Here is a 22,124-nt window from a genome sequence, read left to right as displayed (position 1 = left end):
TATAGCAATAATCATTATATTGTTTTTTTTTTTTTTTTTTTGCAAGAACTAAATTAGAGTTATTTTAAAAAGCTATGACATGTAATAGTGAGGTTAATAAAAAAATAGTAGAACAAAAAAAGAGTTACTATCAAAAATTAAATAATAAAAAATGCAGATTATCTTAATTAGATAGTTCTGCATTTTTCTTATTTTTTAGATTTAATTTTTGCTATTTTATCTTTTATTTTAGTTTTTGATTTGAAATAAAGATTTTTTGTTTTATCTATTGATTTAACAAAAAAATCTTTTATGTTATCTTTTGATTTTAAAAGTGAAGGCTTTAGTTTATCTGCTGATTTTAAATATAAGTTTTTTAGATTTTTACGATAATAATAACTAAGTCCAGCAGTAGTTCCTAAAATAGTAAAACTACCTAAAACAGATCCTGCAATTATTCCAGCATTAGCTGAACTTTGTTTAGAAATTATAGTATTTGGTTTTGGTGGAATTTTGTAAAGGCTATCACTTTTTATAGAACTATTTTCCTTATCCTTTATAGCATTGCTAGTTTTTGTTGTTTGATTTTCATCTTTAGGCAATTCACCTTTTTCAACAGGAATGTCGTTTTTAGCCTTTGACTGCTTCTTAGTTTTATCAACTTTAGGTAATATTTTGTAATTTATATTTTCATTGTTTTTAGGATTTTCTCGCTTGTTTTCAGAATTAATTAGAATTTCTAACATATTATTAGACATAGATGATTCAGAAATATTTTCATTATTAGTTGTATTTGAAGATAAGTCATTACTTGGATTAGTTGATATAGTATTAGAATTTGTAGGTGTAGATGAATTTCTATTTATTTGATTATCATCTGATCTATCATTAATATTATTTGAACTTAAAGAATTTGACGAACTAATTGGACTACTAGGTTTTACTAATTTTTCCTTTCATTTAGGATGTCTATCCTCTGATAATCCAAAATTTTTATTATTTACTTCTGTTTCTAATTTTCAATCACTTAAACTATGTTTAAAATTAGAAGCACCTTGAAACATATCTTCCATATTTACAGCGCTTTTTAATTTGTCATTTCATTTTAATGGCTTATCATTGTTATTATATTTTTTAGCATTATAAAACATTTTTTTAAAATTTTTGACTTTTGAAACGTTTCAACTTGATAAATCTTGATTAAATTTTTTAGAATAAGCAAACATTTCCCCCATATCAGTTACATTTGAGGTGTTTCATTTTAGAATAGCAGAATTATTAAATCATGTAGTATTGTAGAATATACTATTCATATTTGTTATTCTTGATGTATCTCATTCTACTTTTCAGATTATAGGATTTAATCTTGCTTGAAAAGCTCCCTTCAAACTAGTTATCAATTCAGGAAGTTGAGCACTTATTGTTTTTACTCATTGTGGGATTTGTTGTATTCTAACTTGACCATTATCTCAATAATAACATATATCAGTTAGTACATCACCTCTTATTGTATGTTCTTTTTTGGTAATTTTATTATTATAATTTAATGTTAAACCATCACTTTTGTTGGTCTCTTTATTAGTTAACATAACTCCTGCTGTTATTAAAAATACAGCACTACTAGTTGTTAAAATTGTCAATAATTTTTTCATTAATTATTCATTCCTTATCTATCTTTTGCATTGCAATTATTCATTATATTGTTTTTTTTTTTTTTTTTTTTTGCAAGAACTAAATTAGAGTTATTTTAAAAACTTATGACCTATAATAATAAAATCAAGAAAAAAGATACTAAAATAATTCTATGAAAAGACCAAACAATAGAGATTTTGAAAAAAAATTAGGTAAGAAAATTTTTAAAGCTGCTAAAAAGCCTTTTAGATTTATTTATTGACTTGCAGGTAATTTAACTGTGTTAAAGTCAAACAAAAAGCTAGGATATATTAGTAAAATTGATGATATTAACAAATTAAATAAAATCATGAAATACTATTATAAAAGAGATGAATTAGTATTATATGATGATAATAAAATAGAAGATATTAGTTTTTTAACTAGTGATAATGTAAAAATTAAAGGTATTAAATTTATTACTAATAAAGATAGTAAAAAATGAATTATTAGTTCACATTGATTTGCTGGAGAAAAATATTTAGGATTAATTCATACTAAAGCTTTTATAGAACTTGGATATAATATATTATCTTTCGATTTTAGAAATCATGGTGATTCAGAACAAACTGAAGTAATTAGTATGGGTTTATTTGAAAGTATAGACTTAATTGGTGCTATTAATTATTTAATTAGTAATAATCAAGTTGAAACACTTGGGTTATTTGGTATGAGCATGGGTGCTTATATATGTAATTATGTAGCTATTAATCATAAACAATTATTAGATAAAGCAAATGTTAAATTTATTATAAGTGATTCAGCTTATGGATCTATTGAATCATTATTATATAAAAACTGAAAAGAAAGACTACATATTTTAATAAATAAAAAACTAGCTAGAAAAATTATTAATAAAACAATAGATTTACAAAATTTAGCTACAAATCATGATCAAAAAGAATTAAATTTATTTGATATGTATGAAAATCAAAAAATGATTCCAGCAAGTGCTCCTATTTTATTTATTCATGGGTGTAATGATCAAATAACACCTCATACAGATTCATTAAGATTATTTATTAATAGATCTACTTATAATAGTGATGATGAGCTTTTAATTTATAATTCATGTAATCATTGTTTTTCTTTTAAAGAACATTATTATCAAACAATTTATAGAATTTTAATGTTTGAAAATAAAATTATTAAAGATAATAGTGCTACTAAATTAGCTTTAGATAAAATGGGTATTAGTGATGAAATTATTAGTAATAATTTTAATGAAATAAAAGAAGTTTCTACTTTTTATTTTTCTAAAAATAAAAACAATATGTTTTAAACTAAATTAAAGATTATAATATTTATATCTTCAATTTAGTTTTTTTATAGTTTATTATATAAGGATTAGTTTTTAAAAATATTTTTAAAATTATTAATATTTTTTACTTATTTATCTTGTAAATTTCGTGGGTTATTATACAAAATGGTACTATAAGTTATAATTATATTATCAAAGAAATTAGAGAATAATAGATCTATTCTAACAAGCCTAATTTATCTTTGAGTTCATGGGAAAACCTTGAACAATCACTTTTAACCCTCAATACGATTCCTGAGATCTCGTCAACTAACTCACTAGGTAATCCATTGGGGTATTTTTTTATGTATAAGAGTGTTTTGTCTAATCCACTATGAATTCTTCTTGTTTGGTTTATCATTGTTAGTATTTTTAAATCTTCTTTTCTACTTTCATCTAATTGTTTTCTTCTAACAAAATCAACTTCAACTCAATCAGTTGAACCAATTTCTAATGGCTTTGCAATATAGCGTTTAGTATCTGTTCTAAAGTAAAGTTGTTCATCTGAACCAATTACAAGTTGAATATTTTCTTTTTTATAAAATCTAAAACGTTTACCAAATTCATCGTATGGAGCATAAATTTTAGTTTTATACTCTGCTACACCATTTGCAAATTTTCTAGGTATAGGTAGGTCAAAGAATTTTTCAACTTCATTTTCACCTAGTTGTCTAAATGCATTATCTCTTTTTCTTTTTTTACATTTACTATTAACAAAATCTATTAATTTGTGTTTTATTTGATTTGCTTGTTCAATTGTTTTTATATCATTTTGTTTAAAGAAGAAAGGTGCATTTTTTTGGACTGTATCTCACATTCTTTCAACATGTGGTTTTGCATTAGCATTAGATGAAGAAATCACCTCTATACCCCTATTTTCAAGCTCTAAACGCGTTCTAGCGTTATTTCTTTCATCTTTTTTAAAATTAGCTCTATTATCAGTAATAATTCTTTGAGGATAGCCATAAGTTCTAAATATTGTTTCAAAAATTTTTTGATAAGAATTTAAAGATTCTTCGTATTCTTCAAAACACATATCAAGTATTTGATTAGTTCCAACATCAACAGCCATAACACATGTTGCTATTGTGTTATTTTGAAAATAATAATGAGTACATCCATCTACTTCTATTACCTGTCCAAATTTATAATTGTTTGCTACTGCTAGTCTGTGTTTTTCTACGTTTTTAGGCACATAAAAAACTAGCTCATTGCTATACCTAATTAATTTTCCTTCTTCTTGTTGTCTTCTTATTTTTTTAACTTCTTTTTTGGTTTTACGTTTGCAATAAGGGCTTGCATAACCTTGTTGTATTAGTCTCCTATTTAAAGTTGAATAAGAAATTTTATTTTTAGTGTTAGTTGACATAAGAGTGCTGTGATAGTTTTCTAAAGTTAAATAAGAACAACTAGCATTATTTACATCTCCACCAGTTATTTTTACTTGTTCTTGGTATTTTTCACCTAAATTATGTATTATCTCATCACTATATTTTTGAGCATTTTTATTATTAGTGTTTTTATGTGAAAGAATTAGCTCTGCTTCCTTGTTCTTTCATTTAATATATTCACTTTTATATTTTTTTACAGTAGAAAGTGATTTTTGAAACTGTATAGCGATTGATAACAACTTTCTGTTAGGCTCTTTTTCAAAAGTATCTATTATAAGTTTCTTTTTTTCATTAAACTTTTTATTTTCTTGGATAACAAACATTAGACCTCCTGTTCAATTATAAGACCACAGATCTGTGGTCTTATAATTGGTCTGGTACCATTTTGTTTAATAATCCAACATTTTTTACTTATTTATCTTGTAAATTTATAATATATTATCTATAATAATAAAGTCGTTTAATATGATAAGATAATAGCATAGATAAATTTTTATATGCGCCCGTAGATCAATTGGATAGATCGCTTGACTACGGATCAAAAGGTTGGGGGTTCGAGTCCCTCCGGGCGCACCATTTAGAAAATATATTGTTATTATCTTTAAAACATAATAACAAGTATTCGGGAAGTGGCTCAGTTTGGTAGAGCATTCGGTTTGGGACCGAAGGGTCGCAGGTTCAAATCCTGTCTTCCCGACCATTATAATAATGGGCCCTTAGCTCAGCTGGGAGAGCACCTGCCTTGCACGCAGGGGGTCGACGGTTCGATCCCGTTAGGGTCCACCATATTTGGCGGGGTAGCTCAGTTGGTTAGAGCGTTCGGTTCATACCCGAAAGGTCGAGAGTTCAAATCTCTCCCCCGCTACCATATTTATTTATGGACCTTTAGCTCAGTTGGTTAGAGCATCCGGCTCATAACCGGACGGTCATTGGTTCAAGTCCAATAAGGTCCACCATATTAAAATAAAAATATTTTTAGTATGAAAGAATGGTAGTATGGAAGATTACCCAAGTCCGGCTGAAGGGATCGGTCTTGAAAACCGAGAGTCGGGGAAACCCGAGCGGGGGTTCGAATCCCTCATCTTCCGCCATTTATTAAGAATTTAAAAACAACGCGGGGTAGAGCAGTTGGTAGCTCGCCGGGCTCATAACCCGGAGGTCGCAGGTTCGAGTCCTGCCCCCGCAACCAATGGCCCCATAGCGAAGTTGGTTATCGCGCCTCCCTGTCACGGAGGAGATCACGGGTTCGAGTCCCGTTGGGGTCGCCATTTTTTATGGTCGTGTAGCTCAGTCGGTAGAGCAGCAGACTGAAGCTCTGCGTGTCGGCGGTTCAATTCCGTCCACGACCACCACTTGAACACAAAAATTATAAGTAGTCATAAGACTACTTTTTTTATTTTAAAAAACTATTAAGTATATAATTACTTTATATTTGTACTAGTAATTGGAGCAATAATTATGAAACTAATAGTTTTAGAAAATGAAGAACAAGTTGCAAATAAAGCAGCACAAATCATAAGTGAACAAATCAAAAATAAACCTAATAGTGTATTAGGTTTAGCAACTGGTTCAACACCAATAAATACTTATAAAAAACTAATTCAAATGTATCAAGAAAAACAAATTAGCTTTAAAGATGTTATTAGTTTTAATTTAGATGAATATAAAGATATAGATAAAAATAATAAGCAATCTTATTATTATTTTATGAACGAACAACTATTTAATTTTATTGATATAAATAAAAATAATTGTTATATACCTAATGAAAGTTTTTATAATAACCCAATAGCTTATGATGAACTAATTAAAAAAGCTAATGGTATTGATTTACAACTTTTAGGACTTGGAGTTAATGGACATATTGGATTTAATGAACCAGATTCAAGTTTTGATTCTTTAACTCAAATTGTAGATTTAACCAATTCAACTATTAAAGCAAATTCAAGATTTTTTGATTCAATAGATCAAGTACCAACTCAAGCAATTTCAATGGGTTTACAATCAATAATGAATGCTAAAAAAATTTTATTACTAGCAACTGGAATAAATAAATCTGAAGCTATTTATCATTTAATTCAAGGACAAATTACAAAAAAATGACCTTGTACAATTTTACAAAAACATAATGATGTCACAATAATTATTGATAAAAATGCAGCAAGTAAATTAACTAATTTAAAAGCTAATTAGATTAGCTTTTTTTATTTGCTTATTTATAATAATTATTTTATTGAGTTTTTAAAAATATATAATTATATAGGCATTTAATCTGAAAGGTAAATCTATTATGAAAAAAAAGGTAATTTTTGGTAATTGAAAAATGAATGGGACTAATGAAAGTTTGATAGATTTTTTAAACCAAGTAGATAATAAAATAGATAGTTCAAAAATTATAGCTGGATTAGCTGTACCTTATGTAATGTTACAAACTGGACTAAAACTTGCAAAAAATGTTAAAATAGCTGCTCAAAACGTACATTATAAAGATAAGGGTGCTTATACTGGAGAAATTTCAACTACAATGCTAAAAGAAATCGGAGTTGAATATGTAATTATTGGACATTCTGAAAGAAGAGAAATGTTTAATGAAACTGATTTAGATGTTAATAAAAAAGCTAAAGTTTTATTAGAAAACAATATAACTCCAATTATTTGTTGTGGTGAAACTTTACAAACTAAAGAAAGTGGAAAAACTATTGAATTTGTAAATAATCAAATTAATATAATGTTTGAAGGTATTAAAAAAGAAGATGCAATCAAAGCAATTATTGCTTATGAACCAATTTGAGCAATTGGTACTGGAAAAACAGCAACAAGTAGTGATGCTGAAGAAGTATGTAAACAAATCAGAAATAATTTATCAAAAATTTATGATAAAAATACAGCTGAACAAATTATTATTCAGTATGGTGGAAGTGTTAAACCATCAAATATTCAAGAATATTTAAAAATGCCAAATATTGATGGGGCTTTAGTTGGGGGAGCTTCTTTATTAGCTAGTGATTATTTAGGTTTAGTTAACTATAATGAATAAACCAGAAATTAAGTTATTAATATTAGATATGGATGGGACTAGTTATTATAAAATGGGTTCTATTATAGAAAAAAATATTGAACCATTAAAAAGAATAATAAATAAAGGAGTTAAAGTAGTTTTTATTACAGGACGACCTGTTTTAGCAAAACTAAATAGTTTAAAACATCACGGTTTGTTAGTTGATCATCAATTAATTGCTGGGTATAATGCAGCTTGTATTTATGATTTAAGTAAAGATCAAATTTTATTATCAAATCCAATTAGTACAGATCAAGCAAAAAAAGTATTTGATTTAGTAACTAGTGATAAATATAAAAATAGTGGTATTAAAATTTGAGGATATGTTGATGATTTAAAAACTGTAATAACTAATAAATGAACTCGAAATCCAAGTGATTATCATGATGAAACTGTTTTTTTTGATGGTCAAGTTCTTGAATATAAAGATATTAAAGATGATTTTAATTTTAAATTCTTTAAGCTTTTAGGTTTTGATGCAAACAAAGAATTTTATGATATTTTAGTTAATGAATTGAATTTTAACATAGCTACAAATGATAATAAACTAGCTGAAATTAATAAAAAAAATGTTAATAAAAAATTAGCTGTAGAATGATTTTCAAACTATTTTAATATTGATTTGAAAAACATTGCAGCAATTGGTGATGGAATGAATGATTGAGAAATGATAAATCATGTAGGATATAAAGTAGCTATTAAAAACTCAGTTGAACCAATTAAAAAAATAGCAAATATTTATATAGATAAAACAGCTGAACAAGGTGCAGTTGAAGAATTTATTAAACACTATATACTAGGAGAATAAAAATGAAAGTAAAAAGACCAGTTTTACTAGCAATTCTAGATGGTTGAGGAATTAGTGAACCTGATAAGGGGAATGCTGTTGATAATGCAAATATGGTATTTGTAGAGTACTTAAAAAAAACTTATCCTTGACTAAAAGCTCATGCTTCAGGAAAATGAGTAGGTCTACCTGATAATCAAATGGGAAATTCTGAAGTTGGACATATTCATTTAGGAGCTGGAAGAATCAATCTAGAATCTTTAGCAAAACTAAATCATGAAACAAAAACTAATAACATAGCAAAAAATGATGAAATTGTTAAAACTTTTGAATATGTTAAAAAAAATAATAGTGCTTTGCATTTAATGGGATTGTTTTCAAATGGTGGTGTTCATTCTCATTTTGATCATATGATAGCTATTTATAAAGCAGCAATTGTGTATGGTATTACAAATATTAATTTTGATTTAATTACTGATGGAAGAGACACTAAACCAAAATTAGCTTATGATTTTATTAAGGATTTATTAGAATTAATAAAACAAAATAATAATATTGGAATTATTTCTTCAATTAGTGGAAGATATTATGCAATGGATCGTGATAAAAGATTTGATAGATCACGTGTTGCTTATAATGCTATTGTTAATAGAAATAATGTTAGATCATTTACAAACATATTAGATTACATACAACAAGAATATATGATAAATCACGATGATGAAATGATTATTCCAGCATTTAATCAAGATGATTTAAATGGTAATTTAAAAGCAAATGATGCAATTATTATGACTAATTTTCGTCCAGATAGAGCTATTCAAATTTCATCAATTTTAACTAATAAAAACTATATAGCTTGACAAAATGAAGCATTTAGTGATGCTGAGTTTATTGGAGATAAAATTAGATTTGTTTCTATGATGAAATATTCAGATAGTATAACTTCACCACATATTGCTTATCCATCAAAACCTTTAACAAATACTTTAGGTCAATATTTATCACAACTTGGATTAAAACAATTAAGAATTGCTGAAACTGAAAAAATTGCTCACGTTACTTTCTTTTTTGATGGAGGAAATGACTATTTTAAAAATGGTTTAGCAAAAAATGATGAAATTAGTTTAGCTAATGCTTATATTGATTTAATTCCTTCAGCAAAAGTTGCAACTTATGATTTAAAACCACAAATGTCTGCTGTTGAAATTACAGATAAATTATTAGAAGAAATTAAAAAAGATGAATTTGATTTTATAGTTTTAAATTTTGCAAATTGTGACATGGTAGGTCATACTGGAAATAACAAAGCTACTGAAATTGCATGTAAAACTTTAGATGATCAATTAAAACGTATTCATGAAGAATTTGTTTTAAGACATAATGGAATTATGGTAATTACAGCAGATCATGGTAATGCTGAAATAATGATTGATAAAGATGGACAAGTAAATAAAAAACATACAACTTCATTAGTTCCAATTATAATTACTGATCTAAACATTAAACTAAAACAAAATGATCCAGCAATTGCTAAAATTGCTCCAACTATTTTAGATTTAATGAATATTGAAATTCCAAAAGAAATGGAATTAGAATCAATGATCGATCATAATTAAAATCTAAAAAATAATTAGCACTATCAAGGGTGCTAGTTTTTATTTTTTCTAATTTATCCCGAATATGATATAATTTTTGGGATAAAGGAGTAAAAAATTATGTCATATTTATCACAAATTCAAAATAGAATTGATCACTTTGAACCTGCAAAAATTTTCATTAGTCAAGACTTTTCAGATATAGCTTCTAATGAAACTGTTCGTAGAACTTTAAATAAGCTAGTAGAAGAAGAAAAAATCAAAAGAATTATCAATGGTTTTTATTATAATCCTACTTATATTGAACTTATTCATGAATATGAACCATTTGAAGTTGAAGAACTAGCATATTCTATTGCTAGAAAATATAATTGAGAAATTGCTCCTTTTGGTATTGCCTGTTTAAATATATTAGGTTTATCAACGCAAGTTCCAGCAAGAATAATTTTTGTTTCTAGTGGTAAAAACAAAATATATAACATAGATGGATGAATTATAGAATTTAAAAAAGTTAGTAATAAAGAAATTTGTAATATGTCTTGAACAACAAAAATTGTTATTCAAGCCATTAAAGAAATTGGCAAAGACAAATTAACTAAAAAAGACATTAGAATAATTAGAAATAATTTATCAGTACTTGAAAAACAAAACTTACTAAAAGAAGCAAAATACACAACTACATGAATTTTTGATTATATCAAACAAATTTGTAAGGAATAATATGAATAAATTTTATGTAAAAACAAATTCAGAGTTAAGAGCTTTAATAATATGTACAGCAAATACAAAAAGAATACCAAACGCTGTTGTTTAAAAAGATTATTGAGTTAGTTTCTTATTAGATTATATTTTTAGTGAAAGTAAATGATCTAATTCGTTTACTTTCAAAGGTGGAACTTCACTTTCTAAATGTTTTAATTTAATTGAAAGATTTTCTGAAGATATAGATTTAATATTAGATTGAAAACTTTTTGGATATGAAAGTAATGAACTATATATAGAAAGAACAAAAAAGGGTCAAAATAAATTTAATAATGAATTAAATGAAAAAGTAGTGACCTTTTTAAAAGATGAACTTTTAAAAGAATTAAATGAAAAATTAAAAGAATATAATTTAGAATTTTGAATTGATCCAGAAGATCCTAACAGTATTTTATGTGACTATCCTAAGATATTTCAATCAGATTATTTATCTAAAAAAATTAAACTAGAAATAGGTTGTCTTGGTAAGTGAACTCCCGCTGAAGATGTAAAAATTAAGCCTTTAATTTCTGAAGTATATCCTGATGTATTTAAACAATCTGCTATTATAAGAACTATTAGTCCTGAAAGAACTTTTTGAGAAAAAACACTTATTTTACACTCTGTATGTAATAAGTCTGAAGAAAAACCGCTTAATACTAGATATGCTAGACATTATTATGATTTGTATTGCTTATATAATTCAATTTATAAGAAAAAAGCTCTTGATGATATAAATTTACTTTTAGATGCTACTCAATTTAAAAAGAAATTTTATTGATCAAAATCTGCAAATTATGATGATGTTTTAGAAAATAAAAATCTAAAACTAATACCAGATGATTTTAGAATAGAGCAAGTCAAAAAGGATTATATTGATATGAAAAATATGTTTTATGGAAATATTCCATCAATAGAACAAATATTTGAAACACTAAAAAAACTAGAAGTTGAAATTAATGATAAACTAAAAACAAATTAAAAAAAATTACAATAATAAAAGCCCCTTTTTTGATTTTTAATCAAATAATAAGGGGCTTATTTTATATTAATAATTACTTTTATTTTCTTGTTTTAACATTATTTCAACAGATCCACTAGTTCCAAGTCTACTTGCTCCAGCATTTATCATTGCAATTGCATCATCATAAGTTCTAACTCCACCAGCAGCTTTAACTTGAGCTTTATTTTTAACAACTTTACTCATTAATTTAACATCTTTAATATTAGCTCCTGATTTATTAAACCCTGTTGAAGTTTTAACAAATTCTAATCCTGCTTGAACAGCTAATTCACAAGCTTTAATAATTTCTTGTTCTGTTAATAAACAGTTTTCTAAAATAACTTTAACAACATGATCATTAGCTGCTTTTTTAACTTCTTTCATATCATTTAAAACTAAATCATAATCTTTATCTTTTAAAGCACCAATGTTTAGCACCATATCAATTTCATCACAACCGTTTTCAATTGCTTTTTTAACTTCAAAAACCTTAACTTCAGTTAGACAAGCACCTAATGGAAAACCAACAACATTTGTAATACCTACATTACTATTTTTTAATAATTCTTTACAAAAACTAGTTCAACAAGTATTAACACAAACTGTAGCAAAATCATATTGTATTGCTTGATTACATAAATTAATAATATCTTGTTTAGTTGCTTCTGGTTTTAATAAAGTGTGATCAATATATTTATTTAATTTAATTTCCATAAATTCACTTTCTAAATATTTAAAATTGCTTTTAATTCTTTATAGATCTTTTCAGCTTTATTTTCTGCTTTTTGTAGAGAACTATCAACTATTACAAAATAAATTTTTAACTTTGGTTCAGTTCCTGATGGTCTAATTGCAAATCAAGATTTATCTTCTAAGTAAAATTTTAAAAAGTCTTCAGAAGGCATATTGTATAACCCATTAATATAATCTTCAGTTTTAATAACTTTTAAATTATTGACTTCTTTTATACCATTACTTCTTAATAATTTCATAATTGGAGCAATTTTTGAATCTTTTTCTTCAGGTTTAAAGTTTAAATTATAAGTAGTTGTGTAATAATATCCATATTTTTCATATAACTGATTTAAATAATCAACTAAAGTCATATTTTGATTTTTATAATATCAGCAAGCTTCAGCTGCAATAATTGATGCTTGGATTCCATCTTTATCTCTTGTTGAATTATCAATTACATAACCATAACTTTCTTCATAAGCAAAAACAAAATTTAAACCATTTAAAGGCTCTTTTAACATTTCTTGACCCATTCATTTAAATCCAGTTAAAGTCTTAACTACATTAGCATTATAAGTTTCACTAGCAATTCTATCGCCAAGATCACTTGTTACAAAACTAGAATATAAAGCTGGATTTTTTGGTAATTTATTTAAACGTTTTAAATTACTTAGTTTTCAATCAATTAAAATAGCTCCAGTTTGATTACCATTTAATTTAATAAATTCATTATTATGCTTAACAGCCATACCAAATCTATCAGCATCTGGATCATTTAAAATAATAATATCAGCATCATATTTTTTAGCATATTCCAAAGGTATTTTTCATGCTGGATCAAATTCAGGATTAGGATTAATTACATTTTTAAAAGTTTCATCTTCAAAAGCATGTTCTTTTACTTCTATTACTTGATATCCTGATTGTTTTAAAACAATTGGAGTATATAAACTACCAGTTCCATTTACTGCTGAATAAATAATTTTTAAATTAGACTTGCTAGTTTTATTATCTTTATAAAACTCTAAGTTTTTAATCATTTCAAAATATTTATCAATTACAATTTGATCAACTTCTTGCAATAAATCATCATTAGCTTGAAATGTTCAATCTAAAATATTTGAAATTTTATTCATTTCACTAGCAATCAAATCAGTATCATTTGGCATTAATTGACATCCATATGGATCATATATTTTATACCCATTATATTCAGCTGGATTATGAGAAGCAGTAATTACAATTCCACCAATACAATTTAACTGCTTAGTTGCAAAAGAAACTACTGGAGTTGGTTGTAATTGATTATCTTTAAATAAATAGGCTTTAATGTTAAAACTTGTTAAAATATCAGCAACTAATTTAGCAAACTTTTTAGAGTTATGTCTATTGTCATGACCAATAGCAACACCTTTATCTAATTGATTTGTATATTTAGTTTTTAATAATTTAACATAAGCAATAGTTACTTTTTTAATAGTATAAACATTAAATCTACCAGGTCCTGCTCCTAAAATTCCTCTAATTCCTGCTGTACCAAATTTTAATTCTAAATTAAAAGCGGCATTTAGTTCGTTATCATCTGCTTTATTTAATAGATCTTTTAACTCTAGATCTAAATTAGGATGATTAACTCAACTTAAATAAGTTTTATTTAATTTATTAAAGTTCATTTTTTACTCCTTTAATTGTCGTTTTTTGTGTATAGTTTATCATAGCACCTATCAAATATTTTACTATTTTAAAAATCAATACTAATAATGTTGAATTTAACAAATATAAAAATATTAATTTTAAAAGTATAATAGAGTTAGATAAATAGAAAGTTGGTGTATAAATGTTTACATTCACAGATATTATAGAAAAAAAGAAGCATAATATTGAATTAACTCAAGAAGAAATTTCTTGACTAATTAATAGTTATACAAAAAATGAAATTACTGATTATCAAATGGCTAGTTTTTGTATGGCTACTTATTTTACAGATATGACAGCTAGAGAAACTGCTTTTTTAACCAAAGCTTATATTGAATCTGGAGATAGATATGATTTATCTAAAATTAGTGGTTTTAAAGCAGATAAACATTCAACTGGAGGAGTTGGAGATAAAACTAGTTTAGTTTATGCTCCATTAGTTGCTAGTTATGGAATCAAAGTATGTAAATTGTCTGGAAGAGGTTTAGGAAAAACTGGTGGAACTGTTGATAAGTTAGAATCATTTCCTGGATGAAAATCAGAAGTTACAAATGATGAATTTGTAAATGTAATTAATAAGGCAAATATGAGTCTTATTGCTCAATCAGATAATATCGTTCCAGCTGATAAAAAAATTTATGCTTTAAGAGATGTAACAGGAACAATAGATTCAATGCCTTTAATTGTTGCTTCAATTATGAGTAAAAAACTAATTGTTGAAAATGATGGGCTAATACTAGATGTAAAAACTGGTAATGGTGCATTTATGGCAACAATAGAAGATGCTAAAGATTTAGCAAATCGTATGATTGAGGTTGGAAAACAATACAACAGAAAAGTTGCAGTAGTTCTTACAAATATGAATAAACCACTAGGAAGAGCTATTGGGAATGCTATAGAAGTTAAAGAAGCTTGAGAAACATTAAATGGTAATGGTCCAAAAGATTTTAATGAATTAATTGCTACACTAGTTGGAATTACTTTATTACAAGCTAAAATTTTTACTGACTTAGCAACTGCAAAACAAGATGTTTTAAAAAGATTACAATCAAAACAAGCTGCACATTATTTAAAAGAATTTGTAACAGCACAAGGTGGAGATTGAAGTGTTTTAGAAAATTATGATGAAGTGTTTAAATGTAAAAACAAAATAGAAATTAAAGCAGTTAATAGTGGATTTATTAGATATAAAAGAGCTGAAGAATTTGGAATGATTTTAATTGAACTAGGTGCTGGTAGATTTAAAAAAACTGATACTATTGATCATGCTGCTGGAATTTATTTAGATAAACAATATGGTGATTATGTTAACGCTGGTGATGTAATTATGACACTTTATACAAATAAAGAAGTAAATCTAAAATGAAAAGAAATGGTTCATGAAACATATGAACTTTTAGAAAAAGAACCAGTAAAAGAAGTAATTTGAGAAATCATTTCTGATGATGTTAAATAAGAAGATTTAATGTTTAAAATCCTATTTATTATCCCCCGAACCCCATATTCCGGACTAAAAATCCAGGAAATGGGGTTTTTATATGTCCAAATTAGATTTAGAAAAAAAGTTAAAAATTGTTAAAGAAGCTAAAAAACTTAATGTAAAAAGGAGCACTTATTTAGCAAATAAGTATAATATTTCAGATTCAACTGTAAAAAATTTAATTAATAGATTTGAAGCATTCGGAATTGAAGGACTTATTAATAAGGATAAAAAACCTTATTATAGTCCAAAATTAAAACTCAAAATTGTATTATATAAACTTAAAACTAATCAGTCTTATGATGAAATTGCAAGAAAATTTAATATTGTTTATTCATCAACTATAGCTGGATGATTTAAAAAGTATAAAGAATATGGATTTTTAGGGTTAAATAATAATATAGGGAGACCTAAGAAAAATATGAAAAACCCTAATAAAAAACCAACTAAAATAAAGAAATCTCAAGTAGAAATTAACAATGAACAACAGATTAAGGAATTAAAAGAACAAGTTGAATACTATAAGTTGGAGGCTGAATTCTGAAAAAAGTTCCACACCTTGTTGACAAAACAAAAATCAACAAGGAAAAAACAAAAGTAGTTTTAGAATTACTAAAAACACACAAAAAAGTTAAAATTTCTATTCTCTTAAAAATAGCCAAGCTGCCTAAATCTTCTTTTTATGAATGAAAACATAAGTTAGAAAATACAATAGATAAAAACAAAGAATTAAAGGAAATGATTGTTGATATTTTTAACAAATCATTTGAAACATATGGGTATAGAAGGCTAAAAATAGCTTTAGAATCAAAAGGATATATTGTTAATCACAAAAAAATTTTAAGGTTAACTAAAGAGCTTGGTGTTCAGTGTATCAAATTTAGAACAAAAAATGGAAGATATAGTTCTTATAAAGGAACTGTTGGAAAAATTGCAGATAATGTTTTAAAAAGAAATTTTCATTCTTTACAAGAAAACAAAGTTTGATGCACTGATGTAACAGAGTTTAAAGTTAATGGTCAAAAGTTATATTTATCACCAATTATTGATCTTTACAATGATGAAATTATTTAGTATTCGATTCAAACTAATCCTAACTTAAACTTAACAAATTCAATGCTAGAAAAAGCACTTAAAAAGGTTAAAAATACAAATGGTTTGTTAATTCACTCTGATCAGGGATTTCATTATCAACACATTAGCTGAGTTAAAAAACTAGAAGAAAATAACATAACACAAAGTATGTCTAGAAAAGGTAATTGCTTAGATAATGCTATTATAGAAAACTTCTTTGGTTTATTAAAACAAGAAATTTATTATGGTGAAAAATATAATTCAGTAGAAGAGTTAACTAAAAGGATTCATAAATATATTTATTGATATAACAACATAAGAATAAAAGAAAAATTAAAAGGATTGTCTCCTGTACAATTCAGAAAACAATCCTGTTATAATATTGAAAAATTTTAGCCCGTGTTTATGGTAGCGGGGGTATATAACTAGCTTTTTTTAATCTTAATTATTATTTAAAATTTCATTTATTAATTTATTTATATAAATGTTTTTAATTTCTAAATCAGTAATTTTTACTTTAATATCAACTAATTGATTTGCATAATATGGATCTTGTAAACGATTATTATAAATAATAAAAAAAATAAACATACCAATAATTGGTAATAATCATCATAATCATAATTTATTTAAAATTTTTTTATTAGTTTGTTTTAGTTGTAACTGATAATCATTAATTTTATTTTGATTAATGATTTTTTGTTGATCTAAAAGTTGTTTTAGATCAATTAAAAGTTCATTTAAATTAATTTTTGAATTTAGCTGATTAATTTGTTCTTTTGAAAAAATCATTTTTATAAAATCTATTTTATTATAATAATTATTAACAAATACATCTTCAAGTAGTGATAAACCAGTTTTATTTTGCATATTTATAACCTCAATTGTTGTTTAGTTTTATTTATTTTATAATCTTATTAGAATTTGAAAGGATTTTATATGTATTATTTAGGAATAATTTTAGCTAGTATAGTTGGGTATTTTTTAGGTTCTATTTCTTGATCAATAATTATAGTTAAAAAAGTTGGAAATATTGATATTAGAACAATTGGATCAGGTAATCCTGGAGCAACTAATACTGTAAGAGCTTTAGGTAAAAAATGAGGATTAGTTGTAGCTTTTTTAGATGCTTTGAAAGTAATTTTTACAAGCATAATAGCTATATTATTATCATTAATACCAAATAGTTTGTTTAGTCAAACTAGTTATTTTATTCCTTGTATTTTTGCTTTAATTGGACATTGTTTTCCAATTTATTACAAGTTTAAAGGTGGAAAAGCAGTTAGTTGTTTTTTAGGTCTTTTATTTGTAGTTAACATTTTATATTTAATCATTTTTTTAACTGTTTGATTTATAAGTGTTGCTATTTCAAGAAAAGTCAGTGTTGCTTCAATATTTTCAGCATTTTTTATTTTAATAATAATGTGAATTCCTTATTTAAATGGAGTGAGTTATTTCATTTGACAATGAAATGGTTTAGAACAATTTAGTGTTGCTTGAAAAAACTACATTTTATTTTCATTACTAAATTCATTTCACCACTGATTTTTTAATAGTTGAGCTAGTGGAATGTTAGAAGGAAATATTATAGTTTTAATTGGTGGTTTAATTTTAGGATTAAGACATTCTCAAAATATTAAAAGAATAAAAAATAAAACTGAGCCAGATACATTTCCAAGAAAAAAACAAGCTATTAAAAAGTAAAAGAACTTTTTATTTTTAAATGTTTGTTTTTTAATATGTTTTTTAGGAGGGATTATGAGTTTAATAGTTTTAGAAAATATTACACATCAAAATGGAGAAAAAATTTTATATAAAAATTCTGAAATGAGAATTAATAAAGGTGAACATGTTGCTTTAGTTGGCCCTAATGGGGCTGGAAAATCAACTTTATTAAATATTATTGCTCAAAAAATTACTCCAGATCATGGAAATATAGAATGGCATCCTAAAGCAAAAATTGGATATCTAGATCAACACCAAGAAGTAGATCCAAACATAACTAGTGAAGAGTATTTAAAAGATGCTTTTAAAAATCTTTTTGAAATTGAAGCTAAAATTCATAAGATTTATGAAAATATGGCAATTGAATATAAAGAATCAGATTTAATAAAAGCTTTAGAATTACAAGATTATTTAACTAGTCATAATTTTGATACTATTGATAAAACTGTTGGTAACTTAGTTTCAGGATTAGGAATAAATCCAAATAATATGAAGAAGAAACTATCAGAATTATCTGGTGGTCAGCGTGGAAAAATTTTATTAGCTAAGTTGTTGCTAAAAAATGATGATTTTATTTTATTAGATGAACCCACTAATTTTTTAGATATTGAACAAGTTGAATGATTAATTAACTTTTTAAATAATTATGAGAATGCTTTTTTAATGATTAGTCATGATATTGAATTTGTTAATAGAGTAGCAAAAATTATTTTTGCTATAGAAAATCAAAAAATAAATCGATATGTTGGAGATTATAATAAGTATTTAGAATTATCTGCTTTAAAGGCTGATCAATATGATAAAGCAAGAGAATCTCAACAACAACAAATAGCAAAACTAAAAGATTATATTGCAAGAAATGCTGCAAGATTTTCAACAGCTAAAAGTGCACAATCTCGTCAAAAGCAATTAGATAAAATGGATGTTTTAGATGAAAGAAAAAAATTAGTTAAACCTAAGATGAGTTTTAAATATAAACGTCCTAATTCAGCTGTTGTTGTTAAATCTCAAAATTTAGAAATTGGTTATAATTTTAGTTTAACTGCTCCTTTAACTTTTGAATTAAGAGAAGGTCAAAAATGTATTGTTAAAGGATATAATGGGATTGGAAAAACTACTTTTTTAAAAACTGTTTCAAATAAATTAAATCCAATTGATGGTTGATGTAAACTTGGAGATGGTGTTGAAGTTAGATATTTTGAACAAGTTGAAAAATTTCATGAATATGAAAATCCAATTTCATATTTATCAAGTAGACACCCACAAGTTCTAGAACCTGAAATTAGATCAACACTTTCAAGGTTTGGAATTAGATCAGAACTTATGTTAAATCCAATGAATGATTTATCTGGTGGAGAACAAACTAAAGTTAGATTAGCCTCACTTAGTTTAGAACCAGCAAGTTTATTAATTTTAGATGAACCAACTAATCATATTGATGTTTTAGCAAAAGAATCTTTACTAGAAGCAATTAGAGAATTTCAAGGCACTGTTCTAATTACAACTCATGATATTAATTTTGAAACTAATTGAGCTGATAAAGTATTAAATTTTGAAGATTTAGTTGAATAAAAAAACGAGAATTTAATAACTTCTCGTTTTTTTAATATGATCTTAAAAATAATCGCTCAGCATTATTTTTAGTATTTTCTGCAACAATGCTATCAGAAACTTTTTTAATTTTTGCTATGTGTTTAACAATTAGTGGTAAGTACTTAGGATAACTTAAACCTTTTTTATATGGTTTTGGTGGTAAAAAAGGAGAGTTTGTTTCAACTAATAATTTATTTAATGAAATATTTTTTACCACTTGTTCTAGTTCGATTTCATGAGTAATAGCAGCATCAAAAGAAATATAAAACCCTAATTCAATAAATTTTAATGCTCAATCTAAAGGACCACGAAAAGCATGAATTGCCCCTTTTTTAACACGTTTTTCTTTAAAAATCTTATAAGCAATTTCAAAAACTCTGAAATGGTTTGTAGCATCTCTTAAGTGTACAACTACTGGTAAATCTAGTTTTTGAGCTATTTCAATTTGTCTTTTAAAACCTTGAATTTGTTCTTTTTCATACTTATTGGTTTCAAAAAAATCTAAACCAATTTCGCCAATTCCAACTACTTTATTTGAATTAGCTAATTCTTCAATAATTTGAAAAGCTTGTTCAGAATATAAGTGAATTTGACTTGGATGAATACCAACAACTGCAAAAACATTTGGTGATAAATTAGCTTGAAATATAGCGGTTTTAGAAGATTTCACATCATAACCTATGTTATTAATATACTTAACTCCAGATCTTTTAGCTTCAAATACTATTTCATTTGAAGTCATATCAATATCTATAAATCTATTATCATTTAGATGACAGTGTGTATCATACAAACCTGATATATTCATATAAAATCATCTCTTTTCTTAATATAAATTATATATTCTTATTAAATTATTTTTTTACAGTAAACCTTTTTAAGAATCATAAAATTAATTATTTTTTATTTGTTAGGTAAATAAAGTTAAAGTTTTTTAGACTATATAATATTTAATATACAAGGATTTGAACATATAAACTAAAAGGAGAATTTATGTCGCATCCATTTTCAGTAGATGAAATTAAACAAATTCATCAAGAAATTTCTAAAATAATTCATTATACACCTTTACATTATGCAGATAAATTATCAGCTTTAACTGGTAATAATATTTATTTAAAATTAGAAAATTTACAAAAAACAGGAAGCTTTAAATTAAGAGGAGCAACTAATAAAATTAATAAACTAACTAATGAAGAAAAAGAACATGGAATTATTGCAGCTAGTGCTGGAAATCATGCACAAGGTGTAGCTTTTGCAGCTACTAATTTAGGGTTAAAATCAACAATTGTTATGCCTGAAAATGCCCCAATGGCAAAAATTCAAGCAACAGAAAAATATGGTGGAAAAGTTGTTCTAAGTGGAAGATTTTTTGATGATGCTTTAGCTAAAGCAATTGAATTAAAAGAAAAAGAAAATCTAACTTTAATTCATGCTTTTGATGATATTGAAATTATTAAAGGTCAAGCTACTATTGCATATGAAATTGATCAACAAATTAAAAACATCGATTATTGTTTAGTACCAATTGGTGGTGGTGGATTAATGAGTGGTATTGCTACTTATTTAAAACAAGTTAATCCAAATATTAAAATGATTGGTGTTGAAGCTGCTAATGTTAATTCCTATCAACAAGCAAAAGCTTTGAGTAGACCAGTGATGATTGATTCTAAACCATCAATAGCAGATGGAATTGCTGTTAAAAAAGTTAGTGATTTAACTTTTTCAATATTAAATCAATATGTTGATGATGTAGTTGTTGTAAGTGAAGAAGAAATTGCTGAAGCAATGTTATTTTTAATGGAAAATTGTAAGTTTGTAACTGAAGGTTCAGGAGCAGTTACTGCTGCAGCTTTAATGTTTGATAAATTAAATATTAAAAATCAAAATAAAACAATAGTTGGTTTAGTAAGTGGTGGAAACATTGATATTGCAATGGTTGGTAATATTATTAATAAAGCTTTAATTAAAACTAATAGAAGATTAGTATTATCAGTTAATATACCATCAGATAATAAAGAAATACTAAATATAATTAATATTATTAATTCTTGTGGAGCTAAAATTTTTAAAATAAAAACTAATAGAGATATTATGTATTTAGAATTAAGTGAAATTCATGCAACATTTATTATTGATTTATCAAATACTGATCAACAACAGCAAATCATTGACAAAATTATTCAAGCTAATTACAAAATTACAAGCATTACAGATTAATTTTTCAAAACAGTATAGTTTAAAAAGTATCTTTAGTTTATACTAGAAAAAGATACTTTTTTTATTTATAAAAG

General features: G+C 25.4%; 17 protein-coding genes, 9 tRNA genes and 1 pseudogene. 21 read left to right on the top strand and 6 right to left on the bottom strand.

Annotated elements, in window-relative coordinates; genetic code table 4:
* Window positions 1-188: 188 nt before the first annotated feature.
* The gene (locus tag V2P32_RS00725; protein WP_434343682.1) at window positions 189-1,631 is read right to left on the bottom strand and encodes a BspA family leucine-rich repeat surface protein; all 1,443 of its coding nucleotides are present in this window, start codon (window positions 1,629-1,631) and stop codon (window positions 189-191) included.
* Between the two features lie 152 nt (window positions 1,632-1,783).
* On the opposite strand from V2P32_RS00725, the gene V2P32_RS00720 reads away from it, so the two are divergent.
* Entirely contained in the window at window positions 1,784-2,932 is a 1,149-nt protein-coding gene (locus V2P32_RS00720; RefSeq protein ID WP_434343681.1) for an alpha/beta hydrolase, read from the top strand.
* A gap of 196 nt (window positions 2,933-3,128) precedes the next feature.
* Here the strand turns inward: V2P32_RS00720 and V2P32_RS00715 are convergent, their stop codons facing one another.
* Complete coding sequence (locus V2P32_RS00715; RefSeq protein WP_434343361.1) at window positions 3,129-4,664, bottom strand: hypothetical protein; 1,536 nt, start codon at window positions 4,662-4,664, stop codon at window positions 3,129-3,131.
* 176 nt (window positions 4,665-4,840) lie between these two features.
* Between V2P32_RS00715 and V2P32_RS00710 the strand changes: the two genes are divergently transcribed.
* The 15 genes from V2P32_RS00710 to V2P32_RS00640 all read left to right on the top strand — a co-directional run bounded on the left by V2P32_RS00710 (window position 4,841) and on the right by V2P32_RS00640 (window position 11,507).
* Window positions 4,841-4,917 (top strand) — tRNA-Arg (locus V2P32_RS00710).
* 47 nt (window positions 4,918-4,964) lie between these two features.
* Window positions 4,965-5,041 (top strand) — tRNA-Pro (locus tag V2P32_RS00705).
* 10 nt (window positions 5,042-5,051) lie between these two features.
* A tRNA-Ala gene (locus V2P32_RS00700) sits at window positions 5,052-5,127 on the top strand.
* Window positions 5,128-5,132: 5 nt separating this feature from the next.
* Window positions 5,133-5,209 (top strand) — tRNA-Met (locus V2P32_RS00695).
* 11 nt (window positions 5,210-5,220) lie between these two features.
* A tRNA-Ile gene (locus V2P32_RS00690) sits at window positions 5,221-5,297 on the top strand.
* 42 nt (window positions 5,298-5,339) lie between these two features.
* Window positions 5,340-5,432 (top strand) — tRNA-Ser (locus tag V2P32_RS00685).
* A gap of 22 nt (window positions 5,433-5,454) precedes the next feature.
* Window positions 5,455-5,530 (top strand) — tRNA-Met (locus V2P32_RS00680).
* A 2-nt stretch (window positions 5,531-5,532) separates the two neighbouring features.
* Window positions 5,533-5,609 (top strand) — tRNA-Asp (locus V2P32_RS00675).
* An 8-nt stretch (window positions 5,610-5,617) separates the two neighbouring features.
* Window positions 5,618-5,693: transfer RNA gene (locus V2P32_RS00670), tRNA-Phe, on the top strand.
* 106 nt (window positions 5,694-5,799) lie between these two features.
* A complete protein-coding gene (gene nagB, locus V2P32_RS00665; RefSeq protein ID WP_434343680.1) occupies window positions 5,800-6,534 on the top strand; it encodes a glucosamine-6-phosphate deaminase in 735 nt (244 codons plus the stop codon).
* Between the two features lie 97 nt (window positions 6,535-6,631).
* Window positions 6,632-7,378 (top strand): triose-phosphate isomerase, encoded by a 747-nt coding sequence (tpiA, locus tag V2P32_RS00660; RefSeq protein ID WP_434343679.1) that lies wholly within the window; start codon window positions 6,632-6,634, stop codon window positions 7,376-7,378.
* Window positions 7,371-8,207: an HAD-IIB family hydrolase gene (locus tag V2P32_RS00655; protein ID WP_434343678.1), complete on the top strand. Its 837-nt coding sequence runs from the start codon at window positions 7,371-7,373 to the stop codon at window positions 8,205-8,207. The genes tpiA and V2P32_RS00655 overlap by 8 nt, the downstream gene beginning before the upstream one ends.
* Window positions 8,208-8,209: 2 nt before the next feature.
* Window positions 8,210-9,805: a 2,3-bisphosphoglycerate-independent phosphoglycerate mutase gene (gpmI, locus tag V2P32_RS00650; RefSeq protein ID WP_434343677.1), complete on the top strand. Its 1,596-nt coding sequence runs from the start codon at window positions 8,210-8,212 to the stop codon at window positions 9,803-9,805.
* Between the two features lie 99 nt (window positions 9,806-9,904).
* The gene (locus tag V2P32_RS00645; protein WP_369024452.1) at window positions 9,905-10,504 is read left to right on the top strand and encodes a DUF6088 family protein; all 600 of its coding nucleotides are present in this window, start codon (window positions 9,905-9,907) and stop codon (window positions 10,502-10,504) included.
* Between the two features lie 115 nt (window positions 10,505-10,619).
* Complete coding sequence (locus V2P32_RS00640; RefSeq protein ID WP_434343984.1) at window positions 10,620-11,507, top strand: nucleotidyl transferase AbiEii/AbiGii toxin family protein; 888 nt, start codon at window positions 10,620-10,622, stop codon at window positions 11,505-11,507.
* Window positions 11,508-11,573: 66 nt separating this feature from the next.
* On the opposite strand, the gene deoC is transcribed toward V2P32_RS00640, so the two are convergent.
* Complete coding sequence (gene deoC, locus V2P32_RS00635; RefSeq protein ID WP_434343676.1) at window positions 11,574-12,242, bottom strand: deoxyribose-phosphate aldolase; 669 nt, start codon at window positions 12,240-12,242, stop codon at window positions 11,574-11,576.
* 11 nt (window positions 12,243-12,253) lie between these two features.
* Window positions 12,254-13,936 (bottom strand): phospho-sugar mutase, encoded by a 1,683-nt coding sequence (locus V2P32_RS00630; RefSeq protein ID WP_434343675.1) that lies wholly within the window; start codon window positions 13,934-13,936, stop codon window positions 12,254-12,256.
* 164 nt (window positions 13,937-14,100) lie between these two features.
* Here V2P32_RS00630 and V2P32_RS00625 point away from each other — a divergent pair, with 164 nt between their 5' ends.
* Window positions 14,101-15,414, top strand: a complete 1,314-nt coding sequence (locus V2P32_RS00625; protein WP_434343674.1) for a thymidine phosphorylase — start codon at window positions 14,101-14,103, stop codon at window positions 15,412-15,414.
* An 82-nt stretch (window positions 15,415-15,496) separates the two neighbouring features.
* Window positions 15,497-16,908, top strand: a pseudogene (locus V2P32_RS00620) (IS3 family transposase).
* A 45-nt stretch (window positions 16,909-16,953) separates the two neighbouring features.
* Here the strand turns inward: V2P32_RS00620 and V2P32_RS00615 are convergent.
* Window positions 16,954-17,382 carry a hypothetical protein gene (locus tag V2P32_RS00615; protein ID WP_434343673.1) on the bottom strand — a complete coding sequence of 143 codons (429 nt, stop codon included), beginning with the start codon at window positions 17,380-17,382 and terminating at the stop codon, window positions 16,954-16,956.
* A gap of 54 nt (window positions 17,383-17,436) precedes the next feature.
* Here V2P32_RS00615 and plsY point away from each other — a divergent pair, with 54 nt between their 5' ends.
* Together plsY and V2P32_RS00605 are read left to right on the top strand one after the other, a co-directional pair.
* Window positions 17,437-18,216, top strand: coding sequence for a glycerol-3-phosphate 1-O-acyltransferase PlsY (plsY, locus tag V2P32_RS00610; protein ID WP_434343672.1), 780 nt, complete (start codon window positions 17,437-17,439; stop codon window positions 18,214-18,216).
* Window positions 18,217-18,270: 54 nt separating this feature from the next.
* Complete coding sequence (locus V2P32_RS00605) at window positions 18,271-19,809, top strand: ABC-F family ATP-binding cassette domain-containing protein (protein ID WP_434343671.1); 1,539 nt, start codon at window positions 18,271-18,273, stop codon at window positions 19,807-19,809.
* Between the two features lie 31 nt (window positions 19,810-19,840).
* On the opposite strand, the gene V2P32_RS00600 is transcribed toward V2P32_RS00605, so the two are convergent.
* Window positions 19,841-20,638 (bottom strand): TatD family hydrolase, encoded by a 798-nt coding sequence (locus V2P32_RS00600; protein ID WP_434343670.1) that lies wholly within the window; start codon window positions 20,636-20,638, stop codon window positions 19,841-19,843.
* 185 nt (window positions 20,639-20,823) lie between these two features.
* Between V2P32_RS00600 and ilvA the strand changes: the two genes are divergently transcribed.
* A complete protein-coding gene (ilvA, locus tag V2P32_RS00595; RefSeq protein ID WP_013447485.1) occupies window positions 20,824-22,050 on the top strand; it encodes a threonine ammonia-lyase in 1,227 nt (408 codons plus the stop codon).
* Window positions 22,051-22,124: the final 74 nt, after the last annotated feature.

The organism is Mycoplasma sp. 06067-C1-B144P-99-0482-3 (assembly GCF_051053925.1).
Lineage (GTDB): Bacteria > Bacillota_I > Bacilli_A > Mycoplasmatales > Mycoplasmataceae > Mycoplasma > Mycoplasma leachii.
The sequence above is the reverse complement of the archived record's forward strand: the minus strand, read 5'-3'. Positions and strand labels throughout refer to the sequence as shown.